Raw genomic sequence first — 25530 nt, forward strand, 5'->3', positions numbered from 1 at the left:
GGACTGCCGCCCGTACCGCTTCATACGTTTCGTACCGTTTCACACAAACGCGAACGCGCGCAGGTTACGGCAGGACCGCGATGCCGTCCAGTTCGACCAGCGCCTGTACGTCCCAGAGGCGTACGACGCCGATCACGGCCATCGCCGGATAGTCACGGCCCGCCAACCGGCGCCAGATCAGGCCGAGTTCGGCGGCGTGCGCGCGGTAGTCCGCCACATCGGTGGTGTAGACGGTCACCCGGGCCAGATCGCCCGGCGCGCCGCCCGCCGCCATGAGCGCGGCCAGCAGATTGCCGAGCGCGGTCTCGAACTGGACCGGAAGGGTCTCCCCCACGACCTTTCCCTCGCCGTCGAGCGCGGTCTGTCCGGCGAGCATCACCAGTCGCCCGCCGGTGGCGACAACAGCGTGCGAGAAGCCGGTGGCCGGGGAGAGCTGGACGGGATTGACACGCTCCAGGCTCATGCGTTCGCCTCCTCGTCCGGCACGGGCACCGGCGCCGGCACCGGCGCCGTCTCCCGCTCCGCAGGCGGCTGTTCGTACCCGTACCGCTGCTCCCGCTCGTATCGCTCCCGGTACAACTCCTTGGCGATGATGGTGCGTTGGACCTCGGTGGCGCCCTCGTAGATGCGTGGCGCGCGGACCTCGCGGTAGAGGTGCTCCAGTGGGTGGCCGCGCTGGAGGGCGCGGGCGCCGTGCAGTTGGACGGCGGAGTCAACGACGTACTGCGCGGTCTCGGTGGCGAACAGTTTCGCCATGGCCGAGCGGCGCGGCACGTCGGGGGCGCCCGAGTCATAGGCCTCGGCCGCCGCGTAGACGAGCAGTCGCGCCGCCTCCGTACGGGTCGCCATCTCCGCGACCTGGTGCGCGACGGCTTGCAGTTCCTTGAGCGGGCCGCCGAACGCGCTGCGCCTGGCGGTGTGTTCGAGCGTCGCATCGAGGGCGGCCTGCGCCATGCCCACGGCGAAGGCACCGACGCTGGGGCGGAAGAGGTTCAGGGTGTTCATGGCGACCCGGAAGCCGTGCCCGACCTCGCCGAGGGCATCGTCGCGGGTCACGGGTACGGAGTCGAAGTCGAGGGCGCCGATGGCATGCGGCGCGAGCATCTCGATCGGGGTGCCGGTCAGTCCGGGCCGGCCGGCGGGGACGAGGAAGGCGGTGATCCCGCGCGCGCCGGCGCGCACCACCCCGGCTCCCGCACGCCCGCCCGCCCCTTCGCGCCCGCCCGCCCCTTCGCGCCCGTGCCTCGCATCGTCCGTACGGGCGAAGACGGTGTAGAAGTCGGCCTCGGGAGCGTTGGAGATCCAGCGCTTCTCACCGGTCAGCAGCCAGCCGTCCCCGTCCGGTACGGCCCGCAGAGCGAGCGCCGCCGCGTCCGAACCCACCCCCGGCTCGCTCAGTGCGAACGCGGCCACGGCCCGGCCCGCACTCACCTCGGGCAGCCAGCGCGCCCGCTGCGAATCGCTTCCGGCCTGGACGATCGGGTACGCGCCGAGGCCCTGGAGGGCGAGCGCGGTCTCGGCCTCCGTGCACCCCTGTGCGAGGGACTCACGCAGCAGACACAGCTCCAGCGCCCCGGCCCCGGCCGCCCGTCCCCGAACACCCCCGACCCCGGCCCCGCCCGTATCCCCGAACAGCCGCCCCAGCAGCCCCAGTTCACCCAGCGCCGCGATCAACGGCCGGTTCACCCGCCCCGGATCACCCTTGTCCGCCAGCGGCCGCAACCGCTCCGCCGCCAGCGCGCGCAGTTCCGCGCACCACTCCGTCTGTGCCGGGCCGAGCGAGAATACGGGCATCCGAGCCCCCACTTCCGGCGCGTCCCAGTGCGCCTATCGCGGCCTGTTGACTGTCGTCACCTTCACGATACGCTCGATGAGCGACCCCATGATCCCACCGTGGCAAGGGGGCGGACCATGGAAATGTTGACGCCGTCGGCGCATCGCGACACTTTTACGCGCGACCGGTTACCGCCCCCCGAGCAGTGGCCGCGCCTGCTCCCCCTCCCGTCCGAACTGCGCCACGCCGGCCGGCTCAACTGCGCGGCGGAGCTGCTGGACCGTACGGCCGAGCTGTTCGGTGCGGACCGGCCGGTCTTCCGTACCGGCACCGGCGAGGTCTGGTCGTACGGCGGGCTGCGCGAGCGCGTCGACCGGATCGCACATGTCCTGACCTCGGATCTCGGCGTGGTGCCCGGCAACCGCGTCCTGCTCCGCGGCCCCACCACCCCCTGGCTCGCGGCCTGCTGGCTGGCGGTGCTCAAGGCGGGCGCGGTGGCCGTGACCGTACTGGCCCAGCACCGGGCACAGGAGCTGGCCACCATGTGCGAGATCGCCCGGGCGAGCCATGCCCTGTGCGACAGCCGGTCGTTGGACGATCTGGTCGCGGCGCGCGTGCCCGGGCTGCGGATCACGGCGTACGGCGGGGACACACCCGGCGATCTGCTGCAGCTGGCCGAGGCACGGCCCGGACGCTACCCGGCGGTGGACACCGCGGCCGACGATGTGGCGCTGATCGCCTTCACCTCGGGGACGACCGGCCGTCCCAAGGGCTGTATGCACTTCCACCGTGACGTACTGGCCGTCGCCGACACCTTCTCGCGCCATGTGCTGCGGCCCGAGCCCGGTGATCTCTTCGCGGGCAGCCCGCCGCTCGGCTTCACCTTCGGTCTCGGCGGTTTGGTGATCTTCCCGATGCGGGCCGGGGCGTCCGCGCTCCTGCTGGAACAGGCCCGCCCCAAGGACCTGTTGACGGCGGTCACGGAGCAGCGGGTGTCGGTCCTGTTCACCGCGCCGACCGCGTACCGGGTGATGCTCGACGAGCTGGCGGCGCGGCCGCACACGTACGACATCTCCTCGCTGCGGCGCTGTGTCTCGGCGGGCGAGAATCTGCCCGCGGCGACCTGGCAGTCCTGGTTCGACACGACCGGGCTGCGTCTCATCAACGGCATCGGCGCGACGGAGCTGCTGCACATATTCATCTCCGCGGCGGACGAGGCGGTCCGGCCGGGGACCACCGGGGTGCCGGTGCCCGGCTGGCAGGCGTGTGTGGTGGACCGTACGGGCGCGCGGGTGCCGGACGGGGAGCCGGGGCTGCTGGCCGTACGGGGCCCGGTCGGGTGCCGGTATCTGGCGGATCCACGCCAGCGGGAGTACGTACGGGGCGGCTGGAATCTGACCGGTGACACGTATATACGCGAGCCCGATGGCTACTTCCGCTATGTCGCCCGTGCCGATGACATGATCATCTCGGCTGGTTACAACATCGCGGGTCCCGAGGTCGAGGACGCCCTGCTGGCCCATCCCGATGTGCTGGAGGCGGCGGTGGTCGGCCGCCCCGACGAGGTACGCGGCCAGACCGTCGCCGCGTTTGTCGTCCTGCGGGAGGGCGCGGAGCCGGGCGAGGAGACCGTACGGGTGCTGCGGGATTTCGTCGGCGCGCGGCTCGTACCGTACAAGCGCCCGCACTCGGTGGTCTTCCTGGACGCGCTCCCCCGTACCCCCACGGGCAAGCTCCAGCGCTTCCTGTTGCGCGGTCCCGGCCCTGTCCACCGTGGTCCCGGCCCTGTCCACCAGGGCATACAGTGATCGCGTGGCCGAGCAGCACACCCCTCGTTCCCTGATCGTCACCCTGTACGGCGCGTACGGCCGCACCCCGGACGGCGCCCCGCTCGCCGTGGCCGGGCTGATCCGGCTGCTGGGGGCGCTCGGTGTCGACGCGCCCGCGGTGCGCTCGTCGGTATCCCGGCTCAAGCGCCGTGGTCTGCTGGTCCCGGAACGTACGGCGGAGGGCGCGGCCGGGTACGCGCTGTCGGCCGAAGCCCGCGAGCTGCTCGACGACGGGGACCGCAGGATCTACGACCGGCCCGCGCCCCGGCTCTCCGACGGCTGGGTGCTGGCGGTCTTCTCCGTACCGGAGGCCGAGCGTCACAAGCGCCATCTGCTCCGGTCGCGGCTGGGCCGCCTCGGCTTCGGCACGGCCGCGCCGGGGGTGTGGATCGCGCCGGGGCGGCTGTACGAGGAGACGAGCCACGCCCTGGGCCGGCTCGGCCTCGACGGGTACGTGGATCTCTTCCGCGGGGACCATCTCGGCTTCGAGGCCACGTCGGAGGCCGTGGCCCGCTGGTGGGACCTGGATGCGATCGCCACGCGCCACGAGGAGTTCCTGGCCGCGCACGAACCGGTGCTGCGGGCCTGGGCGGACCGGCGGGAGGTACCGCCGGAGGACGCCTACCGCGACTATCTGCTCGCTCTGGACTCCTGGCGCCACCTCCCGTACACCGACCCGGGGCTGCCCGCGGACCTGCTGCCGAAGACCTGGCCGGGCGAGCGTTCGGCGGAGGTCTTCAACCTGCTGCACGCCCAACTACGGGACCCGGGCCTGGAGTTCGTACGTACGCACGGGAATCGCTGAGCGCGGAGGCAGTGCAGGGGGGTGCGGTCGGCGGAAGCAACGCGGTCGGCGGACGCAGCGGACGTACGGGGAGCGGGAGCGCTCAGCGCTGAGTGAGGCCCAGCGTGAGGCGCGGCCTGGGGGCGTCGGTACGGCCGGACGGCGGCGGGCGGCTGCCCGCGCGGTACGGGAGCGGCCAGGGCGCGGCAGGCCCTTCGTACCCCTGGGCCGCGGCGGCGTGCAGCGTCCACTGCGGGTCGTGGAGGTGCGGCCGGGCGAGGGCGCAGAGGTCCGCGCGGCCCGCCAGCAGCAGGGAGTTGACGTCGTCCCAGGAGGAGATGGCCCCGACCGCGATCACCGGTACGGACAGGGTGTTGCGGATCAGGTCGGCGAACGGTGTCTGGTACGAGCGGCCGAACTCGGGCCGTTCGTCCGCGACGACCTGGCCGGTCGACACATCGATCGCGTCGGCGCCGTGCGCGGTGAAGGCACGGGCGATCTCGACGGCCTCGTCCATGGTGGTGCCGCCGGGCGCCCAGTCGGTGGCGGAGATACGGACGGTCATGGGCAGCTCGTCGGGCCACTCGGCCCGTACGGCGTCGAAGACTTCGAGGGGGAAGCGCAGCCGACCCTCCAGCGGGCCGCCGTAGGCGTCGGTGCGCCGGTTGGTGAGCGGGGAGAGAAAGCCGGAGAGCAAGTAGCCATGCGCGCAGTGCAGTTCGAGCAGATCAAAGCCACTGCGCCGGGCCCGCCGGGCGGCCGCGGCGAACTGCTCACGTATCTCGCCCAGCTGACGGCCGTCAAGCTGGTGCGGTACCTGGCTGATCCCCGGCCGGTACGGCAGCGGGGAGGCGGCGCTCAGCGGCCAGTTGCCCTCGGGCAGCGGCTCGTCCATGCCCTCCCACATCAGCCGGGTGGAGCCCTTGCGCCCGGAGTGCCCGAGCTGGACACCGATGGCGGTTCCGGGCGAGGCGGTGTGGACGAAATCGGTGATACGGCGCCAGCCCTCGCCCTGCTCACGGGTGTAGAGCCCGGTGCAGCCGGGGGTGATCCGGCCCTCCGGGCTCACACACACCATCTCGGTCATGACCAGCCCGGCGCCGCCGAGGGCGCGGGCGCCGAGATGGACGAGATGGAAGTCCCCGGGGACGCCGTCCGCCGCGGAGTACATGTCCATGGGCGAGACGACGACCCGGTTGCGCAGGGTCAGCCCGCGCAGCCGGAAGGGTGTGAACATCGGGGGTGTGCCGGGTGGGCTGCCGAAACCGTCCTCCACCGCGCGGGTGAAGGCAGGGTCACGCAGCCGCAGATTGGCATGGGTGACCCGGCGGCTGCGGGTCAGCAGCCCGAAGGCGAACTGGCGCGGCGGCTGATCCGTATACGCGGCCAGTTCCTCGAACCAGCGCAGGCTCGCGGCGGCGGCGCGCTGGGTGGACTCGACGACCGGGCGGCGCTCGCTCTCGTACGCGGCGAGCGCGTCCGGCAGACCGGGGCTCTCCTCGATACAGGCGGCGAGCGCGAGGGCGTCCTCGACGGCGAGCTTGGTGCCGGAGCCGATGGAGAAGTGGGCGGTGTGGGCGGCGTCGCCGATCAGCACCGTATTGCCGTGGCTCCAGCGGTCGTTGACGACCGTACGGAAAACGCTCCAGGAGGAGGCGTTCGCGCGAAGGGGCCGTCCGCCGAGCGCCCCGGCGAAGATCTCCGCGCACCGCTCGACGGACCGCTGGGTGGACGATTCGGCGGACCGCTCGGCAGACCGCTCAGTCGACGAATCGGCGGACCGGTCGGCAGACCGCTCGGTGGACCGTCGCTCGTCGAGACCCTCGAACCCGGCCGCCCGCCAGACCTCTTCGCGCATCTCGACGATGACGGTGCTGCGCGGGCCGTCGGCGCTCTGTTCGCCGGCGTACGGATAGGCGTGGAGCTGCATCACCCCGTGCTCGGTCTCGGCGGTCTCGAAGCGGAATGCGTCGAAGGCGAAGTCGGCGGCGAGCCAGATGTAGCGGCAGCGGTGGGTGCTGATCCGGGGCCCGAAGTGCGCAGCATGGGCCGTGCGGGTGAGGCTGTGGATCCCGTCCGCGGCGATCACCAGGTCGTGGGAGGCGGCGAGTTCGCCAGCGGGCGGCGCCTCGGTGCGGAAGCGGAGCCGTACGCCCAGGGAAGCGCAGCGCTCGTGCAGGATCTCCAGCAGCCTGCGCCTGCCGAGGGCCGCGAAGCCATGGCCGCGCGAGGTGAGGGTAAGGCCGCGGTGGACGATGTCGATGGCGTCCCAGCGGACGAACTCGGCCTGGAGCGCCCGGTGGACGACAGGGTCCGCGTGCTCGATCCCGCCGAGCGTCTCGTCGGAGAGGACGACGCCGAAGCCGAAGGTGTCACCGGGGGCGTCGCGCTCCCAGACGGTGATCTCAAGGGCGGGGTCCAGCCGTTTGAGCAGGGCCGCCGCGTACAGTCCGCCGGGGCCGCCGCCGATCACCGCGATCCGCACGGCTACCGTCCCTGCCACTTCGGGGGCCGCTTCTCCGTGAAGGCGGCGTGGAACTCCGCGTAGTCCTTGCCGTACATCAGCAACGCCTGCGTGGAGGCGTCCAGTTCGACGGCGGCGGCCAGCGGCATGTCCAGCTCGGCGGTGAGCAGGGCCTTGGTCCTGGCGTACGCGAGGGCCGGGCCGCGTGCGAGGGTACGGGCCAGTTCGGCGGCCCGTGTGCCGGCGGCGCCCTCGGCGGTCAGCTCGCTGATCAGGCCGATCCGCTCGGCCTCGGGCGCGCGTACGGGCTCTCCGAGCATCAGCAGCCGGGTCGCGTGGCCGAGTCCGACGACCCGGGGCAGCAGATAGGCCGCGCCCATGTCGCCGCCGGAGAGGCCGACCCGGGTGAAGAGGAAGGCGAACCGCGCGGAGGGGTCCGCGATCCGGAAGTCGGCGGCGAGTGCGAGGACCGCTCCGGCGCCGGCGGCGACTCCGTGCACGGCGGCGATCACCGGGAAGGGGCACTCGCGGATCGCCCTGACGACCTGCCCGGTCATCCGGTTGAAGTCGAGGAGCTGGGCGGTGTCCATGGCGAGGGTCGCGCCGATGATCTCGTCGACATCGCCGCCCGAGCAGAAACCGCGCCCCTCGCCGGCCAGCACCAAGGCGCGTACGGAACCCTCCCGGGACAACTCGGCGAGGAGATCGCGCAGATCGGCGTAGGCGCCGAAGGTGAGGGCGTTGAGCTTCTCGGGGCGGGCGAGGGTGACGGTCGCAACGCCGTCGTCGTCTCGCGTCAGCCGGAGATGGCGCCACTCCTCGGTGCGGGGCGCGGAGCCGGTGAAGGGGCTCGTCGAGCCGGCGGAGCTGTCCGTGGAATGGCTCGTGCTGCTCGCGGAGTGGCTCATGGGCGTACGGCCTCCCTTGACGGGGCGCGATCCCTCACCGGGACCGTATCACCAGTCCGTGACTGTCGTCACGAGTACGCAATACGATCCGGCCGTCCGGCGTATAGCGCGCTCGCGCCGACCGGAGCGCGTCGCGCAAGACCCCGCCCGTCCCCTCTGCCACCCCCATCGGCCCCGCATCGCCCGGTCCGTATCCGGCCCGCCACCGTGCCGAAGGTCCCGGCGACGGCGGGACGGAAGTCCCGGCCATGGCAGGCCGCCGACTCTTGCCCGCGCCCTTACGCTCCGTAAATTTGAATTCGATAAAACTTCTGGGCTTCGACGGCCCGCCAACGCTTGTTCAACCGCCAACCCTTGATCGGACCACCCGCCGTGCCGGAAACCTCAGGCCTCCCCTCCTGGCGTGTCGCACTGCCCCACAGCGCTGAAGCCGTACCGCTCGCACGGGCCCTGGTCCGGACGGCGATCGCGCATCTCGCGGACACGACGGACAGCGACACCGCGGAGCTGCTCACCGCAGAGCTGGTGGCCAACGCGATCAAGCACACCGCGGGCGACGAGCCGATCGAGCTGGTGGTGGAGCTGCTGCCGACCGGCTGCCAGGTCGAGGTGCACGACCGCGACCCCGCTCCGCCGGGCGATCTCGCGCGCGCCGGCTTCGGCACGATGCCCGACCCCTGGCAGGAGGACGGCCGCGGCCTGCTGCTGATCCACACGCTGAGCGCGGAATGCGGGCACCGCCCCACCGACCAGGGCAAGGCGGTCTGGTTCACCCTGCCGTCGGACTGACCCGGACTAACCCGGACCGCCCCGGAGCGACTCGGACCGACCCGGAGCGCATGGCGCCGGCCGCGAATGGCTCCCGGAACGAGGCCGCACAGCACATCAGGCCCGGTGCTGATGTCTCAGCACCGGGCCTGACCTGGGCCGGGGGTAAGCCGGTTGCTACGTGTTACGCCGGGTATGTGTTACGCCGGTACGTGTTACGCCGGGTCTATGCGGGAGACCTTGCCGCCGATGCCGAGCACATACAGCTCGCCGTCGCCGCCCTGTACGAACGAGATGACCTCGCCGCCGTTGACGCCGAGGTCGCTTTCGCCCGTCACCTTGCCGTTCTCCAACTGCAGAGTGCGGACCGTGCCGTCGCAGTAGTCGCTGAACACGTACTGCCCCTTGAGAGCCGGGATCGCCTTGCCGCGGTAGACGAATCCGCCGGTCACCGAGCAGCCCAGCCCGCTACGGTCGTACTCGTGGACCGGCGGTACGTGGTTCGCGGGCTCCGTGCCGCCCCGGAAGGGGTGGTTGCCCTCCATCTCGGACCAGCCGTAGTTCTCGCCGCCCTTGCTGGATGCCGGGGCCCAGTCGATCTCCTCCCACTCGCTCTGGCCGACGTCCGCGATCAGCAGGTCGCCCGTGCCCGCGTCGAAGGAGAACCGCCACGGGTTGCGCAGCCCGTACGCCCAGATCTCGCCCTTCGCGTTCGGGACGCCCACGAACGGGTTGTCCGACGGGATCGCGTACGGCTTGCCGCCCCTCGGGTCGATCCGCAGCAGCTTGCCGAGCAGCGTGTCGAGGTTCTGCCCGTTGTCGTGCGGGTCGCCGCCCGAGCCGCCGTCGCCGAACGCAATGTAGAGGTAGCCGTCGGGGCCGAACTTGATGTCGCCGCCGTTGTGGTTGGGGTACGGCTGCGTCTGGGTGAGGACGGTGCGCCGGGTGTTCGGCTGGATCTTGCCGTACCGTACGGCGAACTCGTCGACGGTGCTGGTGCCTTCGAGGTCCGTGTACGAGATGTAGAAGTGCGCGAACGTCTTGTCGAACGCGATGCCCAGCAGGCCGCGTTCGCCGTCGGTGGTGGTCTCGTCGGATATGTCGAGGACCGGCGCGCCGAGCCCCTGCCTGCCCAGGACCCGTACGGTGCCCGCGCGTTCGGCTATCCAGACCGTGCCACCGGGGCCGGCTGCGCCGGCGATGGGATTCTGGGCGGTGGCCACTTGGGTGAGCTTGACCTCCGCCGCCTGACGTGGGGCGGCACGCTCGTCGGCGGACGCCGTGGTCAAGGCGAGGGAAGCTATGAGACAGATGGTGCCGATGATCGCCGAGCTTCTGGTGCGAACTTTCACCATGACTCCTAGAGGCGGCGAATGGGGGAACCCGGCTGCTTAGGGCAGAGTTGTGTGATCGTCGCCCGCGCCAGCACGCAACCTGGGTGGGGGGATTGTGTGCCGCTGGCACGGATGAGAATACAGGGACAGGACGGTTTGGCGTAGACCAATGCCGGTCAGCGAAGCCCGGCGGCCGTCGGACCCGTCCCGGCGAGCGTGGCCACCAGGACCGCCTTGATGGTGTGCAGCCGGTTCTCGGCCTCGTCGAAGACGACCGAATGCGCCGACTCGAAGACCTCGTCGGTGACTTCCAGCTCGCTCAGACCGTGGCGTTCGTGGATCTCGCGGCCGACCGCCGTGTCCAGGTCGTGGAACGCCGGCAGGCAGTGCAGGAACTTCACCTCGGGGTTCCCGGTCGCGCGCAGCACATCCATGGTCACGGAGTACGGGCCGAGCGCGGCGATCCGCTCGTCCCAGACCTCCTTCGACTCGCCCATCGACACCCACACATCGGTGGCCACGAAGTCCGCGCCCGCGACACCCTCCTTGATCTCCTCGGTGAGGGTCAGCCGCGCGCCGCTGGTCTTCGCGGCCTCGCGGGCCAGGGCGAGGACCGTATCGGCCGGCCAGTAGGCGCGCGGCGCGACGATCCGTACGTCCATGCCCAGCAGCGCGCCCGTGACCAGGTACGAGTTGCCCATGTTGAAGCGGGCGTCGCCGAGGTAGGCGAAGGCGATCTCCGTCAGGGGCTTGGCGCTGTGCTCGGTCATGGTCAGCACATCGGCGAGCATCTGGGTCGGGTGCCAGGCGTCCGTAAGGCCGTTGAAGACCGGAACGCCCGCGTGCGCGGCCAGCGCCTCGACAGTCGCCTGGGCGTCGCCGCGGTATTCGATGCCGTCGTACATCCGCCCGAGGACCCGGGCGGTGTCCTTCGCCGACTCCTTCTTCCCGATGTGCGAACCGGAGGGGTCGATATACGTGGTGGCCGCGCCCTGGTCCGCCGCCGCCACCTCGAAGGCGCAGCGGGTGCGGGTGGAGGACTTCTCGAAGATCAGCGCGATGTTCTTGCCGCGCAGCCGCTGGATCTCGGTGCCCGCCTTCTTCGCGGCCTTCAGCTCGGCGGCGAGGTCGATCAGGCCGCGGAACTCCTCGGCCGTGAAGTCCAGTTCCTTGAGGAAGTGGCGGCCTGCGAGGTTCATAGCCATGGTGGCTGCTCCTGGTGGCGCGGAAAGGGAAGGGGAAAGGGGGCGGGGAAGCAGGGGGTGGCCCCGACCGGGACCATGGAACTATATACGACGGATCGTATTGCTATACGATGCCAGATCCGCCCGGCAGCCGGTTTGTCCGCAATCGCCGGACGGGCTTGATTCCGGGACCGCACTCACACCGCGGCGCGTTCCACCGGGCAGCTCATACAGCGCGGTCCGCCCCGGCCCCGGCCCAGTTCGCTGCCGGGGATCTCGATCACCTCGATGCCCTGTCTGCGCAGATGCGTGTTGGTGGTGACGTTACGGTCGTACGCCACGACCACCCCGGGCTCGACGGCCAGCACATTGCAGCCGTCGTCCCACTGCTCCCGCGCCGCCGAGTGCACGTCCTGGGTGGCGGTCAGCACCCGGATCTCCGCCAGCCCCAGCGCCGCCGCGATGGCGCGGTGCATATGCTCCGGCGGATGGTCGGTGACCTTCAGCTCATGCCCGTCGCCGCCCGGCTCGATGGTGTACGAGCGGAGCATGCCGAGCCCCGCGTACTGGGTGAAGGTGTCGGAGTCGACCATCGTCATCACCGTGTCGAGATGCATGAACGCCCGCCGCTTGGGCATGTCCAGCGCCACGATGGTGGTCGCGGAACCGGTCGCGAAGAGCCCCCGGGCCAGCATCTCGACCGCCTGCGGGGTGGTGCGCTCGCTCATCCCGATCAGTACGGCTCCGCCGCCGATGACCAGGACATCGCCGCCCTCGATCGTCGAGGGATAGTCGTCCTGCCCCTCCGACCAGTGGTGGAAGGCACCGGCGTCGGGGCCGGTGAAGAGCGGATGGTGCTTGTAGATCGCCTCGAAGTGCACGGTCTCGCGCTGCCGGGCGGGCCAGCGCATGGCGTTGATGCTCACTCCGTCGTAGATCCAGGCGGAGGTGTCGCGGGTGAAGATATGGTTCGGCAGCGGGTCGAGCAGGAAGTCGTCCAGCGCCATCACATGGAAGCGGACGGAGGTCGGCTCCGCGTGCCGCTCCAGGAACTCGCGCTTGGTCATCCCGCCGACCAGCGCCTCGACCAGCTCGTCCGTCGGCAGCGCGTCGAAGACCGCCCGGAGATGGCCGGTGGCGAGCGGACCGTACTCCTTCTCGTCGAAGACCCGGTCCAGTACGAGCCGTCGCGCCGCCGGAAGCTCCAGTGACTCGCGCAGCAGCTCGCCGAAGAGATGCACGTGCACGCCCCGGTCGCGGAGCACCGCGGCGAAGGCGTCGTGCTCCTCCTGGGCGCGCCGTACCCACAGCACATCGTCGAAGAGCAGCGCGTCCTTGTTGCCGGGTGTGAGCCGTTTCAGCTCCAGATCCGGCCGGTGCAGTATGACGCGGCGCAGCCGGCCGGTCTCGGAGTCGACATGGAATCCCATGCCACCATCCTCACCGCACGGCGCACGATTCACGCGGTGAACGGGAGCGGATGAGAGCACGGTCTCAGTGAGGTCCTGCGGCGGGGCGGCGAGGTCCCGGCGCGGGGGCCGGGCCGGGCGACCCGGCCCCCGTGCCCGGGGGCCTGCTCAGAGACGGGGATCGACCGGCCCGATCCGGAGGTCGACCGGCTCACAGACGCGGGTCGACCGGTTCCGACTCCAGGGCCAGGACCGCGAACACCGCCTCGTGGACCCGCCACAGCGGCTCGCCGTCCGCCAGCCGGTCCAGGGCCTCGAGCCCCAGCGCGTACTCGCGCAGCGCCAGGGACCGCTTGTGGCCGAGGAACCGGTTGCGCAGGCGCTGGAGATTGTCCGGACGCGTGTACTCGGGACCGTAGATGATCCGCAGGTACTCCCGGCCGCGCACCTTGATGCCCGGCTGTACGAGCCGCCCCTTCGCGTCCCGTACCAGCGCCGCGAGCGGCTTGACCACCATGCCCTCGCCGCCGCGCTCCGTCATCTCCAGCCACCAGTCGACGCCGCCGCGCACCGATTCCTCGTCACCCGTGTCGACGATCAGCCGCCGGGTGACCTGGAGCAGCCCGGTCGGGTCGTGCTCGACCAGCAGGTCCAGCCAGGCGAGCTGCTGGTCGTGCGGGACTCCGGCGAGGCTGCGGCCCTGGACGGCCAGGATCTGGAACGGCGCGAGCCGCACCCCGTCCAGACCGTCCGTGGTCCAGCAGTAGCGCCGGTACGCCTCGGTGAACGCGGCCGCGTCGCTCGCGCGCCCGCGCTGCGCCGCCAGCAGGTCGCCGGCGTCCACGCCCCGGGACACCGCGGCCTCCAGGGCCCGGGTCACGGCGGGGAAGGCGGCGCCCGCCGCGGCTCCGACCGCCGCGTACTGGGTGCGCAGCAGCCCGGTGGCCTTGAGCGACCAGGGCATCAGCTCGGCGTCCAGCAGCAGCCAGTCCGTGCCGAGTTCCGCCCACAGCCCGGCGGCCGTGACGGCGGCACGCAGCCGCTCCAGGATCTGCTCGGTGACGGCCGGGTCGTCGAAGAAGGGCCTGCCGGTACGGGTGTGCAGGGCGCCGGTCACTCCGGCCGTGCCGAAGCGCTCGCGCGCCACCGCCTCGTCCCGGCAGACCAGCGCCACCGCGCGCGAGCCCATGTGCTTCTCCTCGCACACGACCCGGTCGACGCCGTCGGCGCGGTACTGGGCGAAGGCCTCCGCCGGGTGCTCCAGGAACGGCCCGCCGGCGGCGTCCGGGGCCGCGGTCGCGGTGGGCGCCATGGTGGGCGGGAGATACGCGAGCAGCCGGGGGTCGACCGCAAAGCGGCTCATGACCTCCAGCGCCGCCGCCGCGTTCTCCTCGCGTACCGCGAGCCGCCCCATGTGGCGGGTCTCCACGGTCCGTCTGCCCTGCACATCGGCCAGGTCCAGCGGCCGGCCCTCCCGGCCGCCGGGTGCCTCGGTGACCAGCGGTCTGGTCGGCTCGTACCAGACCCGCTCGGCGGGTACGTCGACGAGTTCGCGCTCGGGCCAGCGCAGCGCGGTCATCCGGCCGCCGAAGACCGCGCCGGTGTCGAGACAGATGGTGTTGTTGATCCAGGAGGTGTTCGGTACGGGTGTGTGGCCGTACACCACAGCGGCCCGGCCCCGGTAGTCCTCGGCCCACGGGTAGCGCACGGGCAGGCCGAACTCGTCGGTCTCGCCCGTGGTCTCGCCGTACAGGGCGTGCGAGCGGACCCGGCCGGAGGTGCGGCCGTGGTACTTCTCGGGCAGCCCGGCGTGACAGACGACCAGCTTGCCGCCGTCCAGGACGTAGTGGCTGACCAGGCCGTCGATGAACTCCCGTACCCGCGCGCGGAACGCGTCGTCCTCCTTCTCGAACTGCTCGACGGTCTCGGCGAGTCCATGCGTGTGCTGGACCTTTCTGCCCTTGAGCCAGCGGCCGAGCTTGTTCTCGTGATTGCCCGGTACGCACAGGGCGTTGCCGGACTCGACCATGTCCATCACCAGGCGCAGCACTCCGGGGCTGTCGGGGCCGCGGTCGACGAGGTCGCCGACGAAGACGGCCGTACGCCCCTCGGGGTGAGCACCGCCCTCATAGCCGAGCTTCCCGAGCAGGGTCTCCAGCTCGGAGCGGCAGCCGTGGATGTCGCCGATGATGTCGAAGGGGCCGGTGAGGTGGGCGAGGTCGTTGTAGCGGCGTTCGAGGACGACCCCGGCGGCGGCCACTTCGCGCTCGCCGCGCAGGATGTGGACCTTGCGGAAGCCCTCGCGTTCGAGGCCGCGCAGCGAGCGGCGGAGTTCGGCGCGGTGGCGCTTGATGACATGGCGGGGCATCCCGGCCCGGTCGGGGCGGTTGGCGTTGCGCGCCGCGCACACCTCCTCGGGCAGGTCGAGGACGATCGCCACGGGCAGCACATCGTGCTCGCGCGCGATCCGTACGAGCTGCTTGCGGCTCTCGGGCTGCACATTGGTGGCGTCCACGACGGTGAGCCGGCCGGCCGCGAGCCGCTTGGCCACGATGTAGTGCAGGACGTCGAAGGCGTCGCCGCTGGCGCTCTGGTCGTTCTCGTCGTCGGCGACCAGGCCGCGGCAGAAGTCCGAGGAGACGATCTGGGTGGGCTTGAAGTGGCTTCTGGCGAAGGTGGACTTACCGGAGCCGGTGGCACCGATCAGCACGACGAGGGAGAGGTCGGGGACGGGGAGAAGGCGCTCGGCGGCAGGGGAGTTCGGCGCGGTGGCGGTGGTGGCGGTTGTGGTGCCGCTCGCGGCAGTGTCGGTTATGTCGCTCATGCGGCCTTTCCTTCCTCGTGGTGGCTGTCCTCGTGACGGCTGAAGACGGCCATCTGGGTGGGCGGTCCCACCTCGGGGTCGTCGGGGCCCACCGGGACATACGCGACGGCATAGCCATGGCGCTCGGCGACCGCGCCAGCCCAGCCGTGGAACTCCTCGCGCGTCCACTCGAAGCGGTGGTCGCTGTGGCGTACATGGCCGGCGGGCAGGGTCTCCCAGCGCACGTTGTACTCGGCGTTCGGCGTGGTCACGAGGACGGTACGGGGGCGGGCCGCGCCGAACACCGCGTACTCCAGGGCGGGCAGCCGCGGCGGATCGACATGCTCGACGACCTCGCTCAGCACGGCCGCGTCGTATCCCTTGAGCCGCTTGTCCGTGTAGGTGAGGGCGCCCTGCACGAGGGAGACGCGGGCGGCCTGGCGCTCGCTCATCCGCTCCAGGCCGAGGCGGCGGGAGGCGATGGTCAGGGCGCGTACCGATACGTCCACGCCGACGATCCGGGTGAAGCGCGCGTCCTTGAGCAACGCCCGTACGAGCCGGCCCTCGCCGCAGCCCAGGTCGAGCACCGTGCCCGCGCCCGCGTCGCGCAGGGCGGCCAGGATCGCGTCACGCCGCTGGTCGGCGAGCGAGGGCTCCTTCGCCGCGCTTTCGCTGCCGGAGCAGTCAGAGTCGTCAGAGCTGACAGAGCTGTCGGACTTGTCTGACTTGTCGGAACCAGCGGGGCCGGTCGGGCTGTTGGAGCCGTACGGTGCGGGGTCGGCCGGGGTCGCCCCGGTCTCCTCCGCAAGCGTCTCCTCCGCGGCGTCGTCGAGCGCCACCGCGTTGTCGAGCGCCTCGACCTCGATGTCGTCGGCCTCGGCGAGCCGTACCAGCTCAAGACGTTCCATGGCCTGCCGGGTCAGACTCCAGCGGCGGGCCAGATAGCGGCTGGTGATCAGCTTCTGTTCGGGGTGGCCGGCCAGCCAGCCGTCGCCCGCGCGCAGCAGCTTGTCCACCTCGTCGGGCGCGACCCAGTAGTGCTTGGCGTCGTCGAGGACCGGCAGCAGAACATAGAGCTGGCGCAGCGCGTCCGCGAGCCGCAGCTCGCCCTCCAGGACGAGATGCGTGTAGCGCGACTCGCCCCACTGCGGGAACCGCTCGTCCAGCGCCACCGGCCGTGCCTCCACGGAGGTCCAGCCCAGCGGTCCGAAGAGCTTGCCCACCAGCTCGGCGCCGCCGCGCGCGGGTACGGCCGGGATCTCGATCCGCAGCGGCAGCGGGTTCGCGGCACGCTCGGGAAGGGCGGCGCAGACGCCGCGCAGCGCGCTCTTGAAGACCGTGCTCAGCGCGACGGCGAGAAGTGAAGAGGCCGCGTAGGGGCGGTCGTTGACATACTGCGCGAGCGCCGCGTCGGGCGCGCCGCCCCGGCCCTTCCCCCGGCCCCGGCGTACCAGCGCCACGGGATCGACCTCCAGCAGCAGCGCCGCTGTGCAGCGCTCGGCGGACGCCTCGGGGTAGAGGACATGGGCGGTGCCATGCGCGGTGGAGAACGTCTGCGCCCGGTCGGGATGCTTGTGCAGCAGAAATCCGAGGTCGGTAGCGGGACGCTCCGGGGTGCCGGTGGTGCTGATCGTCAGGAACACCCGAACGAGTATTGCCCGCCGGGACCGCCACGACCAGGGGTTTTCCATCCCGAACACGTCCGGACCCGCTCTGCCCATGCCCTCCGGCCGTGTCCCAAGCGCCTGCCCCGCCGCTCCCCCCGCTCGCCCTTACCGCGCCAACGCCGCGCCCAGCCGGGCGATATCGGCCGGCCCGACCCGGCAGCAACCGCCCACCAGCCGCGCGCCCGCCCTCTGCCAGGACCGCACTCGCGCCGGGTCGAAGGTGGCGTCACCGCGCCAGCTCCTGGTCTCCGCGTCCCATCCCTCTCCGCTGTTGGGGTAGACGACCACCGGCTTGCCGGTCACCGAAGCGGCGATCTCGACCGCGCGGCCGGCATCGGCCGGCTCGCAGCAGTTGATGCCCACCGCGATCACCTGCCCGGCACCGGCTGCCAGGGCGAAGGCCTCGGCGAGCGGCTGGCCAGCCCGGGTGTGCTCGCCCGTGATGGAGTACGAGAGCCAGACCGGCACCCCGCAGCCGTCGGCGGCCCGTAGCAGCGCCTCCGCCTCGACGGTGTCCGGCACCGTCTCCAGCGCCAGCGCGTCCGGACCGGCCGCCGCGAGTGCCTCGATCCTCGGCCGGTGGAAACGCTCCAGCTCCGCCACCGTCAGTCCGTACCGCCCGCGGTACTCGCTGCCGTCCGCGAGCATCGCCCCGTACGGTCCGACCGACGCGGCCACCCACACCTCCCGCTCCCCCGCCGCCGCGCGGCGCGCCAGCTCCACGCTTCTGGCCAGCAGCGCGCCGGCCTCGCGCCGCGGCACACCCCGCCGCGCGAAGCCCTCATAGGTCGCCTGGTAGCTGGAGGTGATCAGCACCCGGGCGCCCGCCCGCACATACGCCGCGTGGGCGGCCTCGATCTGCTCGGGTCCGTCGGCCAGGAGCCGCGCGGACCAGAGGTCGTCGGACAGATCACAGCCCTGGTCCGCGAGCTGGTTGGACAGACCGCCGTCCAGGACGAGGGTCTCCTCCGCCAGCGCGGCGGCGAGGGTGCGGGCGGGCTTCATGGCTGCTCCAGCGCTTCGGGCTCCGGTTCCTGGCTGTTCTCGGTCCCGTGTGCGCCGGCTTCGCCGCTCAGGAACCGGCGGGTCAGGAACCGGCGAGCTGGGACTGGACCTGTGAGGAGATCAGCTCCAGATGGTCGAGGTCGTCCAGATCCATGACCTGGAGATAGATCCGCTCCGAGCCGACCGCGCCGTACCGCCCGATCTTGTCGACCACCTCGGCGGGCGAGCCCGCCAGCCCGTTCGCCTTCAGCTCCTCGACCTCCCGGCCGAGGGCCGCCGCCCGCCGGGCCACCTCGGCATCGTCCTTGCCGACACACACCACCAGCGCGTTCGAGTACACAAGGTCACCGGCCGGGCGGCCGATGGCCTCGGCGGCGGCCCGCACCCGGCTGAACTGCCGCTCCGTGTCCTCGATGGAGGCGAAGGGGATATTGAACTCGTCCGCGTACTGAGCGGTCAGCCTCGGCGTACGCGTCGCACCATGGCCGCCGATCAGGACCGGCACCTTGCTCTGCGCGGGCTTGGGCAGCGCGGGAGAGTCGGTGAGCTGGTAATAGGTGCCGTCATAGCTGAAGGTCTTGCCGGTCTCCGTGGCCCAGAGCCCGGTCACGATCGCGAGCTGCTCCTCCAGCCGCGCGAACTTCTCCTTGGGGAACGGAATGCCGTACGCCTTGTGCTCGTCCTCGAACCAGCCCGCGCCCAGGCCCAGTTCGACCCGGCCGCCGGACATCTGGTCCACCTGCGCGACCTGGATGGCGAGCACGCCCGGCAGCCGGAACGTACCGGCCGTCATCAGCGTGCCCAGCCGGATCCGCTTGGTCTCCCGGGCCAGCCCGGCCAGGGTGATCCAGGCGTCCGTCGGCCCGGGGAGCCCGTCGGCGGACCCCATCTTCAGATAATGGTCGGACCGGAAGAAGGCGTTGAAGCCGAGGTCCTCGGTGGCCTTGGCCACGCGCAGCAGCGTCTCATAGCTCGCCCCCTGCTGGGGCTCGGTGAAGATTCGAAGATCCATGCATCTATCCTGCACCCTCGAACCGCCGGCCTCCTTCCCGCTCCCGTGCGCTCAGCCTGCGCAGCAGCGCGCCCACCCGGTCGCTCGACTCGTCGGCGGCGTCGATCGCCTCGATGCACTGCCAGTACAGCCCCTCCTCGTCCGTCGCACACGCCACCGCCACCAGCGCGATCCCCACCTCGCCCAGCAGCGCGCCCAGTCCGGCCAGCGCTCCCCGTGTGTCCAGCACCCCGGAGAGTCCGCCCGCCCGTATCCCGCCGCGGCAGAGCCCCGGCTGATCCGGCAGTCCACAGCCGCGCCCGCCGGCCTCGCCCAGCTCGCGCGCCTCGCCCCTCAGCTCCTGCGGTCCGCTGATCGCCAGCCGGTCGCCGATCGCCTGAGCCAGGGCCTGTGCCTGGCAGGCCTCCGTGATGACGTCCAGCGGCTCCGCACTCCCCGCCAGGGCATGCCGGCTCACCGCGATGAGCCGTTCCGCATCCATCCAACAGCCCCCGTTCATAAGACAATCCTGCCCTCTCACTCCACTACCCAGAGTGAGGGACTGGCGACAGAAAGGCCAGAGCAATGCGGAAATCTGTGGACAGCAGGCTCAATGTGTATAACTCAATCACTCCGCAGAGTGACGATCATGGAAGATCGGGCCGCTCAGGGGGCCGCTTGGGCGGATAACGGACCTCATTCCGCTCCATCTTCGCCGCGAGCGCCGCGAGCGGGTCGATGCCCAGCACCTCGCAGAACTGGAGCAGATACGCGAGCACATCGGCGACCTCGTCCGCCACCCGGTGCGCCGACCCGGGGTCCTCCATCACCCGCGCCGACTGCTCCGGGGTCAACCACTGGAAGATCTCCAGCAGTTCGGAGGCCTCGACGCTGAGCGCCGCCGCCAGATTCTTGGGGGTGTGGTACGGCTCCCAGTCCCGCGCCGCCGCGAACGCGGCCAAGGCCCGCTGAAGTCCCGCAACATCGTGTTCCGTCACGGTCCCAGGTCTACCACCGCCGCCAGAACCCGCCCGCGGCCAGGGCGGCCGGCCGGGGCGACGGGCCAGAGCGACACCCAAGACAAGCCGGGGTGACACCCGGACAAGCCGGGGCGACACCCAAGGCAGGCCGGGGCGACACCCAAGGCAGGCCGGGGCGCCGCCTACGACCGGGGAATGGCCTCCGCCGCGATCCCCTCGACCTCCGTGCCGATCGGCGCCAGCAGGAAGACGTTCCGGTCGACCCGGTGCATCCCGCTGCCGAGCCCGAAGACCACACCGCTGCTGAAGTCCAGGATCCGCTTGGCCACATCGGGCTCCGCGCTCGTCAGATCGAGCAGCACCGGGATCCGCGCGATGAGATGGTCCGCGACCTCCCGCGCGTCCCCGAACACCTGCACCCGCAGCACGATGAAGCGGCGGTTCTCGGCTTCGTACGTACGCGGGGCCGTCCGGTGGTCGACCCTGGAGGGCCACTCGTCGCGCCCGCGCAGCGGTACGACCTGCGCCAGGCCCTCCCACTGCTCATCGGTGGCGTCGAACTCGCCGTACCTGCCGTACCTGCTCACCGGACCACCCCGCCCGCACGCTGAGTCTGCATGGGGCCATCCTTCCGTCCCTCACTCGTTCGGCCCAATAGCGACACGGCCGGACAGGTGACCGAATGCGGCCGGCCGAAGCCGGCCGGACACGGGACACGCGCCGGGCGGGACTCCGGCCGCCACCGGAGCCCCGAGGACCACCCGGCCCGTCCCGTCAACGCGCGGCACCCTCAACGCGCCGTACCCTCAACGCGCCGCCGGATACTCCCTCTTCACCTCCAGCCCGGCCGGCGCCTCGATCCGCGCCGTACCGTCGGACTCGACGGCGATGTCCAGCCGCCCGCCCGCGACCTCGAACCCGGTCACCGCCAGCGGCCGGTACGCCTCCGCGAACCCCGGCGCGACGGTGAGCGACCCGCCGGGGACATCGGCGCTGAGCCCGAGCAGCGACTGCAGCACCAGTACGGACGAGGCCGCCGCCCAGGCCTGCGGACGGCAGGACGCGGGATAGGGCGAGGGCCAGGTGTCGGTCGCCGCGCCATGGCCCGCGAAGAGTTCCGGCAGACGCGCGTCGAAGCTCTCGGACGCGGTCAGCAGACCCGCCGCGAGCGATCCGGCCTCGTCCGGGAACCCGGCCCTGACCAGACCGTGCACGGCGATCGCGGTGTCGTGCGGCCAGATGGAACCGATGTGGTAGCCGTACGGGTTGTAGCCCACCGAGCCGCTGCTCAGCGTGCGCAGCCCGTGTCCCGAGTCCAGGTCGGGGGCGCTGAGCCGGGCCGCCAGCAGCGCGCTCTCCTCGTGGTCGAGCAGTCCCGTACCGAGCAGATGCCCGAACCCCGAAGTGACCGAGTCCACCGGCTTCTTGTCCCGGTCGAGGGCGACCGCCGGGTACGGTCCCCGCTCGTCCTCCACCCAGAAGTGGCTGCGGAAGCGGTCACGCAGCCGCTCGGCCCACTCCTCCCACTCGTCGGCGCCCGGCCGCCCGAAGGCACGCAGCAGCGCGGCGCCGCCGCGGGCCGCTTCGTACGCGTACGCCTGGACCTCGCACAGCGCGATCGGGGCGGTGGCCAGCCGCCCGTCGCGGTGCCGGATGGCGTCGCCGGAGTCCTTCCAGCCCTGGTTGGCGAGGCCCCGCCCCGAGAGATCGATGTACTTGAGGAAGCCGTCGCCGTCCGCGTCGCCGTGGTCGCGCATCCAGGCCAGCGCGGACTCGGCGTTCGGCAGGAGCTGTTCGACCTGCTCGGGCGCGAGGCCCCAGCGCCAGGAGTCGTGCAGCAGGGTGATCCAGAGCGGGGTGGCGTCGACCGTGCCGTAGTAGAGGGACGGCAGGCCGAAGCCCTCGTGGAACTCCTGGGCGGCGCGCCGCACTTCGTGCAGGATCTTGCCGGGCTGCTCCAGGGTGTCCGGATCGGACGCGGCGCCCTGGCGGCGGGCGAGCGTACGGAGCGTACCGGCGGCGAGGCCGGTGCCCAGGGGCAGCAGCATCCTGGCGGCCCACAGGGAGTCGCGGCCGAAGAGCGTCAGGAACCAGGGGGCTCCGGCCGCCAGGAACTGGTCCGCGGGCGCCTCCGGGTCGGTGAGCCGCAGCCGGTCCAGGTCGGCGGCGGACTGGCCGAGCCAGTGGTCGAAGCGCCGGTCGGAGCTGCGCAGCACCGGGGTGCTCCACGGCAGGGTGTCCGCGGCGGGCGCCGGGAACTGGTCGCCGTCCTCGTGAGCCGCGTCACAGCGCAGTACGGCCGTCCACACCTCGCCGGGCGCGAGGCCGATCTCGTACTCCAGCCGTCCGGTCGCCGCGTCGAGCGCGGTGGGCCTCGGCGTGGAGGCGAGGCGTACGGCGAAGCCGCCCCGCGACCAGTCGAGTCCGCTCCCGTAGGCGGTGGCGGCGGCCGTGGGCAGCGTGTCACCGACTTTGACGCGTTCCATCGCCGCGAGGTCGGTGGCGGCGGTCACGGCCAGCCGGAAGCGGACGTTCTGCCGCCCCGCGTTGGTGACTTCGAGGGTCTCCTCCAGCCGCCCGGGGGTGACGCGGCGGATCCTGCGCAGGGTGACGGCAGGGTCGGCGGTGTCCTCACCGAGCCCGCGCAGCACGGCACGGAAGGAGGCCCGGTCGGCACCGTCAAAAGCTCCGCGCACCGGTGCGAGGGCGAGGCCGTCGACCGCCACCGTGAGCCGGGCCAGCGCCCTGCTGTCGCCGTGGAAGAAGCCGTCGACCCCACCGTCGATCTGTCCGTCCGTGTGCGAGATCACGAAGCTCGGCGCGTACAGCGTCACAGAGGCGTCGTGCAGAAACGGCTGGAGACCTTCGATTGAGGGGGCGGCCCCCGCGACGGACTTCGTTATGTCGTGGGTCTTGACAGTTGTATCCAACAGAGCAGAACCTCTCAGGCATTGGAGCGTTCCAAGAACCCTAACGACGACTTCAGGGCGTTGACAATGGGATTAGAACGCTCCAATGTAATCGCCCTTGATCCCTCTTCCGTACGACCGGCTCCGGAGAACCCATGCCCCGCTCCCCCGACACCGCTTCGTCCAAGGCCGGTCCGGTCACCCTGGCCATGGTCGCGCGACGGGCCGGGGTCTCTCCGCAGACCGTGTCAAATGCTCTGAATTCGCCTGGTCTGCTGCGCCCCGAGACCCTGGAGCGGGTCCGGCGCACCATCGACGAGATGGGCTACCGCCCGCACCGGGCCGCGCAGACGCTCCGTACCCGCTCCAGCAAGCTCATCGGCTACGGCATACGCCCGACCCCGGCCGGCACCCTGGCACCGGTGATGGACCGGTTCCTGCACGCGCTCTCACAGACCGCCGACGAGGCGGGCTACCGGGTCCTGCTGTTCGCCTCGCCGCCCGGCGCCACGGGCCTTGAGGGGTACGAGGAGCTGATCGATCTGCACAGCGTCGACGGTTTTGTGCTCAGCGGCACCGACCGCGGCGATCAGCGGCAGGCCTGGCTCGCCAAGCGTGGGGTGCCCTTCGTGGGCTTCGGCCGGATGTGGTCGAGCCGCCAGATAGGCGACTGGGCGGATGTCGACGGCGCCTCGGGGACGGACGCGGCCGTCGACCATCTTGTCGGTCTGGGGCACCGGAAGATCGCGTTCCTCGGCTGGCCGCGCGGCTCCGGTGTCGGTGACGACCGCGCCGAGGGCTGGCAGCGCGCCATGCGCCGGCACGGTCTTCCGGTACGCGGCCGGCGCGCGCAGAGCATCGACGACATCGAGGCGGCGCGGGCCGCCGCCGTACCACTGCTCGACGCGGGCGCCACGGCCGTGGTCGCCGTCAGTGACACGCTCGCGCTGGGCTGCTACCGCGCCCTGCGCGAGCGGCAGGCCGTACCCGGCAGGGATGTCGCCGTGGTCGGCTTCGACGACTCGCCGACCGCCGCGCTCCTGTCGCCCGGACTGTCCACCGTCGCCCAGCCGCTGGAAGCCGTCGGCCGCGAGTGCGTCCGGCTGCTGCTGGCCCGGATGGCGGACCCGGACGCCCCGCCCGAGCGCGTCCTGCTCGAACCCTCGCTCGTCATCCGGGACAGCACACCGGCGTTAGCCAGCTGAGCACCCGCCCTCGCCGCCACCCCCCGCGCTCGCCGCCGCCGGAGCTTCCGTACCACCGCAACACCGCCCGGCCCCCGGCTCACTGATCGACAGCTCGCCCTCCCCGGGCCGCTGAGCCGCACGTTTCATCCCTTTCAGGAGGAATTCATGGTCACCCGCACGGCCGTCGCCGCCCTCGCTACGTGCGCGGCGCTGCTGACCGCCACCGGCTGTTCGTCCAATTTCGACGACAGCAAGGAGCCGGCCCAGGACAAGGCCGCCAAGCAGAATCTGACCGTACTCATCGCCACCTCGGGGGACGCCGAGACCGGGGCGGTGAAGGCCGCGGCCGCCGCGTACGCGAAGAAGTCCGGCAACACGGTCACCGTCGAGGTCGCCAAGGACATGAACCAGCAGCTCGCCCAGGCCTTCGCCGGGCACAAGCCGCCGGACGTCTTCTACGTCAACTCGGACCAGTTCGCGAACTACGCCAAGGGCGGCTCGCTCTACCCGTACGGCGACCAGATATCCGACGCCGACGACTTCTCGCAGCAGCTCCGCTCGTCGTTCAGCTACGACGGCAAGCTGGTCTGTCTGCCCAAGGACACCTCCACCCTCGGTCTCGCCATCAACACCGATCTGTGGGCGAAGGCCGGCCTGACGGAGAAGGACTACCCGAAGACCTGGGACGACCTGAAGACCGTCGCCGGCAAGCTCACCCGCGACGGTGTCACCGGACTGGTCACCAGCGACGAGTACCAGCGCCTGGGTGTCTTCATGAAGCAGGCCGGCGGCTGGGTGACCGACGCCGACCAGAAGACCATGACCGCCGACTCCCCCGAGAACGCCGAAGGGCTCTCCTTCGTCCAGTCCCTGCTCAAGTCCGGTTCGATGAAGTTCGCCAAGAACGTGGACACGAGCTGGGGCGGCGAGGCGCTCGGCAAGGGCAAGGCCGCGATGACCATCGAGGGCAACTGGCTCGACGGCGGCATGAAGCTCGACTACCCGGACATCAAGTACGCCGTGGCGCCGCTGCCCGCGGGCCCGGCCGGCCAGGGCACCCTCGCCTTCAGCAACTGCTGGGGCGTCGCCGCCGACAGCGCGCACCGCGAGGCCGGCGTCGACCTGGTGAAGTCCCTCACCAGCGCGGACCAGCAGCTCGCGTTCGCCAACGCGTTCGGTGTGATGCCGTCGCGGACCAGCGCGCTCTCCACGTACGCCCAGCAGTTCCCGGCCGCCAAGGCCTGGGTGGACGGCAGCGCGTACGCGCAGGGTCCGGTGACGATCGCCGGCTTCGACAAGGTGCTGAGCCAGTTCAACACCGACCTCCAGTCGCTGCGCACCGCCGACCCGAAGAAGATCCTCGCCGACCTCCAGCGCAACGGCGAACAGGCCATCGCGAAGGGCAACTGAGCCCGATGTCCCTCCGCACGATGCGCGCGCCCCGTGCGCGCCGCACCCCCCGCGCTACCGGCAGGCCGGGCGCACCTGACGGCGCATCCGGCGGACCCGGTACGCCCGCGAAAGACCCCCCCCC

20 protein-coding genes are annotated in these 25530 nt (G+C 71.5%); 5 read left to right on the plus strand and 15 right to left on the minus strand.

What is annotated here, in order from left to right; translation table 11 throughout:
• Window positions 1-64: 64 nt before the first annotated feature.
• Window positions 65-463: a RidA family protein gene (locus tag ACFU9P_RS20230; protein WP_384082593.1), complete on the minus strand. Its 399-nt coding sequence runs from the start codon at window positions 461-463 to the stop codon at window positions 65-67.
• A complete protein-coding gene (locus ACFU9P_RS20235) occupies window positions 460-1794 on the minus strand; it encodes an acyl-CoA dehydrogenase family protein (protein ID WP_384082596.1) in 1335 nt (444 codons plus the stop codon). The genes ACFU9P_RS20230 and ACFU9P_RS20235 overlap by 4 nt, the downstream gene beginning before the upstream one ends.
• Window positions 1795-1911: 117 nt before the next feature.
• Here ACFU9P_RS20235 and ACFU9P_RS20240 point away from each other — a divergent pair, with 117 nt between their 5' ends.
• Both ACFU9P_RS20240 and ACFU9P_RS20245 read left to right on the plus strand, forming a co-directional pair.
• Entirely contained in the window at window positions 1912-3582 is a 1671-nt protein-coding gene (locus ACFU9P_RS20240; protein WP_384082599.1) for an AMP-binding protein, read from the plus strand.
• Between the two features lie 4 nt (window positions 3583-3586).
• Entirely contained in the window at window positions 3587-4408 is an 822-nt protein-coding gene (locus tag ACFU9P_RS20245; protein ID WP_384082602.1) for a PaaX family transcriptional regulator C-terminal domain-containing protein, read from the plus strand.
• 82 nt (window positions 4409-4490) lie between these two features.
• Here ACFU9P_RS20245 and ACFU9P_RS20250 read toward each other — a convergent pair whose 3' ends face one another.
• Entirely contained in the window at window positions 4491-6890 is a 2400-nt protein-coding gene (locus tag ACFU9P_RS20250) for a bifunctional salicylyl-CoA 5-hydroxylase/oxidoreductase (RefSeq protein WP_384082604.1), read from the minus strand.
• Window positions 6875-7759, minus strand: coding sequence for an enoyl-CoA hydratase family protein (locus ACFU9P_RS20255; protein ID WP_384082607.1), 885 nt, complete (start codon window positions 7757-7759; stop codon window positions 6875-6877). The genes ACFU9P_RS20250 and ACFU9P_RS20255 overlap by 16 nt, the downstream gene beginning before the upstream one ends.
• A 372-nt stretch (window positions 7760-8131) precedes the next feature.
• Between ACFU9P_RS20255 and ACFU9P_RS20260 the strand changes: the two genes are divergently transcribed.
• The gene (locus ACFU9P_RS20260) at window positions 8132-8548 is read left to right on the plus strand and encodes an ATP-binding protein (RefSeq protein WP_376382241.1); all 417 of its coding nucleotides are present in this window, start codon (window positions 8132-8134) and stop codon (window positions 8546-8548) included.
• Window positions 8549-8742: 194 nt separating this feature from the next.
• Here ACFU9P_RS20260 and ACFU9P_RS20265 read toward each other — a convergent pair whose 3' ends face one another.
• From ACFU9P_RS20265 to ACFU9P_RS20315, 11 genes are all read right to left on the minus strand, one after another.
• Window positions 8743-9879, minus strand: a complete 1137-nt coding sequence (locus ACFU9P_RS20265) for a PQQ-dependent sugar dehydrogenase (protein WP_384082738.1) — start codon at window positions 9877-9879, stop codon at window positions 8743-8745.
• A gap of 158 nt (window positions 9880-10037) precedes the next feature.
• A complete protein-coding gene (argF, locus tag ACFU9P_RS20270) occupies window positions 10038-11066 on the minus strand; it encodes an ornithine carbamoyltransferase (protein WP_384082611.1) in 1029 nt (342 codons plus the stop codon).
• A 176-nt stretch (window positions 11067-11242) separates the two neighbouring features.
• The gene (locus ACFU9P_RS20275; RefSeq protein WP_384082614.1) at window positions 11243-12475 is read right to left on the minus strand and encodes an arginine deiminase; all 1233 of its coding nucleotides are present in this window, start codon (window positions 12473-12475) and stop codon (window positions 11243-11245) included.
• A gap of 190 nt (window positions 12476-12665) precedes the next feature.
• Window positions 12666-15278 (minus strand): polynucleotide kinase-phosphatase, encoded by a 2613-nt coding sequence (locus ACFU9P_RS20280; protein ID WP_384082617.1) that lies wholly within the window; start codon window positions 15276-15278, stop codon window positions 12666-12668.
• Window positions 15275-16900 (minus strand): 3' terminal RNA ribose 2'-O-methyltransferase Hen1, encoded by a 1626-nt coding sequence (locus ACFU9P_RS20285; protein ID WP_384082620.1) that lies wholly within the window; start codon window positions 16898-16900, stop codon window positions 15275-15277. Before ACFU9P_RS20285 ends, ACFU9P_RS20280 begins: the two co-directional genes overlap by 4 nt.
• Window positions 16901-17029: 129 nt before the next feature.
• Window positions 17030-17929: a homocysteine S-methyltransferase gene (mmuM, locus tag ACFU9P_RS20290; protein WP_384082623.1), complete on the minus strand. Its 900-nt coding sequence runs from the start codon at window positions 17927-17929 to the stop codon at window positions 17030-17032.
• Window positions 17930-18011: 82 nt separating this feature from the next.
• Window positions 18012-18941 carry an LLM class F420-dependent oxidoreductase gene (locus ACFU9P_RS20295; RefSeq protein WP_384082626.1) on the minus strand — a complete coding sequence of 310 codons (930 nt, stop codon included), beginning with the start codon at window positions 18939-18941 and terminating at the stop codon, window positions 18012-18014.
• 4 nt (window positions 18942-18945) lie between these two features.
• Window positions 18946-19422, minus strand: a complete 477-nt coding sequence (locus tag ACFU9P_RS20300) for a DUF6099 family protein (RefSeq protein WP_376382228.1) — start codon at window positions 19420-19422, stop codon at window positions 18946-18948.
• A gap of 145 nt (window positions 19423-19567) precedes the next feature.
• Window positions 19568-19918, minus strand: coding sequence for a nucleotide pyrophosphohydrolase (locus tag ACFU9P_RS20305; protein WP_384082629.1), 351 nt, complete (start codon window positions 19916-19918; stop codon window positions 19568-19570).
• Window positions 19919-20082: 164 nt separating this feature from the next.
• Window positions 20083-20487, minus strand: a complete 405-nt coding sequence (locus tag ACFU9P_RS20310; protein WP_384082632.1) for a cell division protein SepF — start codon at window positions 20485-20487, stop codon at window positions 20083-20085.
• A gap of 219 nt (window positions 20488-20706) precedes the next feature.
• On the minus strand, window positions 20707-22830 hold the full coding sequence (locus ACFU9P_RS20315; protein ID WP_384082635.1) for a glycogen debranching N-terminal domain-containing protein: 2124 nt from the start codon (window positions 22828-22830) through the stop codon (window positions 20707-20709).
• Window positions 22831-22964: 134 nt separating this feature from the next.
• Here ACFU9P_RS20315 and ACFU9P_RS20320 point away from each other — a divergent pair, with 134 nt between their 5' ends.
• Window positions 22965-24014: a LacI family DNA-binding transcriptional regulator gene (locus tag ACFU9P_RS20320; protein WP_384082638.1), complete on the plus strand. Its 1050-nt coding sequence runs from the start codon at window positions 22965-22967 to the stop codon at window positions 24012-24014.
• A gap of 147 nt (window positions 24015-24161) precedes the next feature.
• Entirely contained in the window at window positions 24162-25406 is a 1245-nt protein-coding gene (locus ACFU9P_RS20325; protein ID WP_384082641.1) for an extracellular solute-binding protein, read from the plus strand.
• Window positions 25407-25530: the final 124 nt, after the last annotated feature.

Origin of the sequence: Streptomyces sp. NPDC057617 (assembly GCF_042800555.1) — a bacterium.
Lineage (GTDB): Bacteria > Actinomycetota > Actinomycetes > Streptomycetales > Streptomycetaceae > Streptomyces.

What these genes read in the sequence shown, in the direction of transcription:
- ACFU9P_RS20230 (WP_384082593.1), bottom strand. Translation starts at nt 463, where the DNA reads ATGAGCCTGGAGCGTGTCAATCCCGTCCAGCTCTCCCCGGCCACCGGC.
- ACFU9P_RS20235 (WP_384082596.1), bottom strand. Translation starts at nt 1,794, where the DNA reads ATGCCCGTATTCTCGCTCGGCCCGGCACAGACGGAGTGGTGCGCGGAA.
- ACFU9P_RS20240 (WP_384082599.1), top strand. Translation starts at nt 1,912, where the DNA reads ATGGAAATGTTGACGCCGTCGGCGCATCGCGACACTTTTACGCGCGAC.
- ACFU9P_RS20255 (WP_384082607.1), bottom strand. Translation starts at nt 7,759, where the DNA reads ATGAGCCACTCCGCGAGCAGCACGAGCCATTCCACGGACAGCTCCGCC.
- argF (WP_384082611.1), bottom strand. Translation starts at nt 11,066, where the DNA reads ATGGCTATGAACCTCGCAGGCCGCCACTTCCTCAAGGAACTGGACTTC.
- ACFU9P_RS20275 (WP_384082614.1), bottom strand. Translation starts at nt 12,475, where the DNA reads ATGGGATTCCATGTCGACTCCGAGACCGGCCGGCTGCGCCGCGTCATA.
- ACFU9P_RS20280 (WP_384082617.1), bottom strand. Translation starts at nt 15,278, where the DNA reads ATGAGCGACATAACCGACACTGCCGCGAGCGGCACCACAACCGCCACC.
- mmuM (WP_384082623.1), bottom strand. Translation starts at nt 17,929, where the DNA reads ATGAAGCCCGCCCGCACCCTCGCCGCCGCGCTGGCGGAGGAGACCCTC.
- ACFU9P_RS20295 (WP_384082626.1), bottom strand. Translation starts at nt 18,941, where the DNA reads ATGGATCTTCGAATCTTCACCGAGCCCCAGCAGGGGGCGAGCTATGAG.
- ACFU9P_RS20300 (WP_376382228.1), bottom strand. Translation starts at nt 19,422, where the DNA reads ATGGATGCGGAACGGCTCATCGCGGTGAGCCGGCATGCCCTGGCGGGG.
- ACFU9P_RS20320 (WP_384082638.1), top strand. Translation starts at nt 22,965, where the DNA reads ATGCCCCGCTCCCCCGACACCGCTTCGTCCAAGGCCGGTCCGGTCACC.
- ACFU9P_RS20325 (WP_384082641.1), top strand. Translation starts at nt 24,162, where the DNA reads ATGGTCACCCGCACGGCCGTCGCCGCCCTCGCTACGTGCGCGGCGCTG.